Annotated in this window: 4 protein-coding genes; 2 read left to right on the top strand and 2 right to left on the bottom strand. The window is 46.2% G+C overall.

Annotation, left to right across the window (positions count from 1 at the left end):
* Nucleotides 1–8: 8 nt before the first annotated feature.
* Together MO867_RS21185 and MO867_RS24215 are read right to left on the bottom strand one after the other, a co-directional pair.
* Nucleotides 9–221, bottom strand: coding sequence for a cysteine peptidase family C39 domain-containing protein (locus MO867_RS21185; RefSeq protein WP_252472818.1), 213 nt, complete (start codon nt 219–221; stop codon nt 9–11).
* Nucleotides 218–466: a cysteine peptidase family C39 domain-containing protein gene (locus MO867_RS24215; RefSeq protein WP_373565925.1), complete on the bottom strand. Its 249-nt coding sequence runs from the start codon at nt 464–466 to the stop codon at nt 218–220. Before MO867_RS24215 ends, MO867_RS21185 begins: the two co-directional genes overlap by 4 nt.
* A gap of 1,111 nt (nt 467–1,577) precedes the next feature.
* Here MO867_RS24215 and MO867_RS23650 point away from each other — a divergent pair.
* A complete protein-coding gene (locus tag MO867_RS23650) occupies nt 1,578–1,700 on the top strand; it encodes a hypothetical protein (RefSeq protein WP_256474257.1) in 123 nt (40 codons plus the stop codon).
* A gap of 415 nt (nt 1,701–2,115) precedes the next feature.
* Nucleotides 2,116–2,532 carry a YbaN family protein gene (locus tag MO867_RS21180; protein ID WP_252472817.1) on the top strand — a complete coding sequence of 139 codons (417 nt, stop codon included), beginning with the start codon at nt 2,116–2,118 and terminating at the stop codon, nt 2,530–2,532.
* Nucleotides 2,533–3,221: the final 689 nt, after the last annotated feature.

The following is a 3,221-nucleotide window of genomic DNA, read 5'->3' as shown; positions in this document are numbered from 1 at the left end:
GAAATACATCAGCCTATAAACCGTTTAGCTGACACAGAGTTTTGAACACCCTCTTTACTGCCCGGCAACAATGATCGCTTTGCAAGCAAAATAACACGGTCGTCCCACAAAGAGAAAAAAGCCTCTCTCTCCAACTCCTCAGGCTGGCCGCCGCGCCCAAAATGAATAAGAATTTTGTCTTCTTGAACGCCGGCTAATACAGCAAAAGTGCCATCTTTCAACGACACAATAGCAGGCAAGGCAAGGCAAGACTAGAAAGCTTCTCCCATGAAGTCTTGAAGGTGTGCGCCTTAAATTTAAGATATTTTGCCGCCCGAAGAATCTCTGCTTCAGAAAAGGATGTTTCACCAGAGCAAAACTCATGGCGTAACTGATCAGCATCGGCGGGTACTTGGTGGAAACGTGCCACCAATAGGAAGGCAGACAGACCTGTGTCCACACTCCTTTTGGACTGAGAGAAATCCATTAATTACAACTTATTAATTAGCTTACAACTGCGGCGCAAATTAACACAAAAAAAATCAATATTTCAAGGAGAATTCAATCAAACAAAAAAACAAATATAAAAATAAATTTAAAAAACACGACATAGCTCACAAAAAACAACAATGCTCCGCGCCCCAAAATAATAACAACTCTAAAGAATATAAAAGCAGTCTTTAAGCAGCTAAAAAATACAACCACTAGAGGCCATGATACATAAGTCACTATAGTCGCAACAGATGCTGGGGCGGCCCACGTCAGACAGAGGCCAAAATAAATTACAGCCTCTCAACCACGCATATACCCCCAAACTCCAAACAAAAAAATAGCTTTCTTTTGCGGTGGTATTAACTAAAAACAATCTCCGACCTTGGGTTTAGGCGTTTGACGACAAATGGCTCGCCACTACTCTCTTCAACCCCAAATTGAAATAAACGTCACTACAACATTACTTAGACTCGCAAACTGCTTACACTCGAATTCAATTTTCGATCAATACCCCTCTCCAATAACCCATGTCAAAGCTTCTTCATTATCAAAACCAACCTTCTTTATTGTGTGCCTCGACAAAACAACCCGTAAGTGAATACCAACTTACCCAAAAACTATAATTACCATTGCCAGTTCTTCCTTTCGTCATTCAGTACCAACTTGAAGACAAACCTACCCCCAAACTTAAGAGCACTAATCACGCAAGCCTCTATAAAGGGTAGCAACCATCGTATTGACTAGGATTATTATCTAAGACCCCGCATTAGCTATGGGCAATTAGTCGATAGTGGAACCTGCCTGACCGGTTGGGCAAAAGGCAGTCGCTCAACAAAAATATTCCACTGGAGACGCCACCGGTGAAACTGCCGTAGAAACTAGCTCAGCCCCATTCGCTGCAGCAGTGCAAGAGGCACAAGTGGCCGCAGCTCCTGAAGTCGGCGCCCTGAATCAGAGGGAATCCCAGGCAAGACTGACCTGGCAAAACCAGTTGCAGGCACATCTCGAACGTAGAAAGCGCTACACGCGCAGCGCCCAAATGCGCCCAAATGCGCCGACAACAAGGTGCTCCCTGGGGGCGTTTTACCAAAAATAGGCAAAGAAAGGTGTTGAATGTTGAACTGCACCGCACCAGCGGTATAACCTCACTGGATCGGGAAGTCGTCGCCCTGGTGCGCTGGGCAGAACCCTGCCCGCACCACCCAATAGTATTCCCGCTGACCCGCTGACCCGCTGACCCGCTGACAATGGCGGTACCGGTAGAATTCTTTATTCGTTGACAATTATTATTAAGAACCAACGCTTCACTAAACAATAAACAATAAACAGTCAATCAACAGTAAGCGGTTACTCCAAAACGGGCCACACCACAAAAGCCCGCTCAGTCCCCCTTGTTGTTGAGTTGAACCTGGAGGATGACTTCACAGAGGCTCCTTAGCTATTTTCATACTATTGACTACTGATCCGCACAAACCAAGACAGTCATCAATAAACAGGAAATCGGCAGCAGAGTTCGTTATCCTGAAGCGACCTATTGCGCTCCCGATTTAAACTGCAAATTGCACTGCAACACCGAGGCAACCGAGCATTGGACACAGATTGTTATTTTAAGGCTGGAGTCAGCGCGCAAACTAGAGACGAAAAATGAAAGAGTCATCAGAAGAGAGCTCCTTGAGTTACACCCCGCCCCTGGCCAAAGGCTGGGTGCGCTGGTTATGGGGCGCCGGTGCCTGTTTTTTTATCGCTCTTGGTATCATTGGAGCCATAGTCCCCGGTCTGCCATCGGCCGTCTTTATCGTCCTAGGGGCCTGGGCAGCTTCTCGCAGCTCACACCGTTTACACCAATGGATCGAAGACCACCAACTGTTTGGCCACCTGCTAAGAACCTGGCGTAGCGGTTATGTAAGTCGCCGCACAAAACTACTGGCCAGCCTTACTATGGCCATATCCCTGGCTTTTGCACTACTCCACATCTCCAATGTGTACTTGCTGTGCTTCGCCATTGGCGGTATTAGCTGCGGCGCCTACTGGATTTGGTCCCGCCCGGAGCCCAAAGAATAGATACGCCGGCTTAAACTTGGCCCAGTTTGATTTCAAAGCCTCCAACAGCAGACACCTGTGGATTTTAGCGCTATAGTCCCCCAACAAAGGATTTTTTGGGGGACCGGATGTACAATGTAGCACTCTTCTTTCATCTGCTTGGCGCAACCATCTGGACCGGCGGGCACCTGATACTGGCTTGCACAATACTACCCAAAGCTTTGCGAGATAAGGATGTTAATTTTCTTTCCCAGTTTGAGAGTTGCTACGAAAAAATAGGCATTCCCGCCCTAATCATACAGATTGCTTCCGGGCTGTACCTTTCATTTACTTTATTGCCAGATCTGTCCCAGTGGTTCGAATTTTCCAATCCTGTTTCACGCCTAATATCCTATAAAATTATTTTGCTAGGCTGCACCTTCCTATTAGCGATAGATGCAAGGCTGAGGATTATCCCTAAGCTTTCGCCAAAAAATCTCAATCCCCTTGCGTACCATATTATTCCGGTCACTGTTTTATCGGTTTTGTTTGTTTTTGTGGGCGTTTCATTTCAAAGCGGTTGGCTGTATTAATACCCTGCAGCGAAATCTGGCAAGAAAGTACCACTTACTTCTAGCGCATTGATTTCTTGATCTTTTTAGGTTACTTACACTAAGTCAACACTTCGGACAGTTTCATACAGCTATAGCCCCATAGTCACTGTACTGCTC

Origin of the sequence: Microbulbifer okhotskensis (assembly GCF_023895975.1) — a bacterium.
Classification (GTDB): Bacteria; Pseudomonadota; Gammaproteobacteria; order Pseudomonadales; family Cellvibrionaceae; genus Microbulbifer; species Microbulbifer okhotskensis.
Note: the sequence above shows the minus strand (reverse complement) of the source record. Positions and strands in the feature narration are given on the sequence as shown.

What these genes read in the sequence shown, in the direction of transcription:
- MO867_RS24215 (WP_373565925.1), bottom strand. Translation starts at nt 466, where the DNA reads ATGGATTTCTCTCAGTCCAAAAGGAGTGTGGACACAGGTCTGTCTGCC.
- MO867_RS21180 (WP_252472817.1), top strand. Translation starts at nt 2,116, where the DNA reads ATGAAAGAGTCATCAGAAGAGAGCTCCTTGAGTTACACCCCGCCCCTG.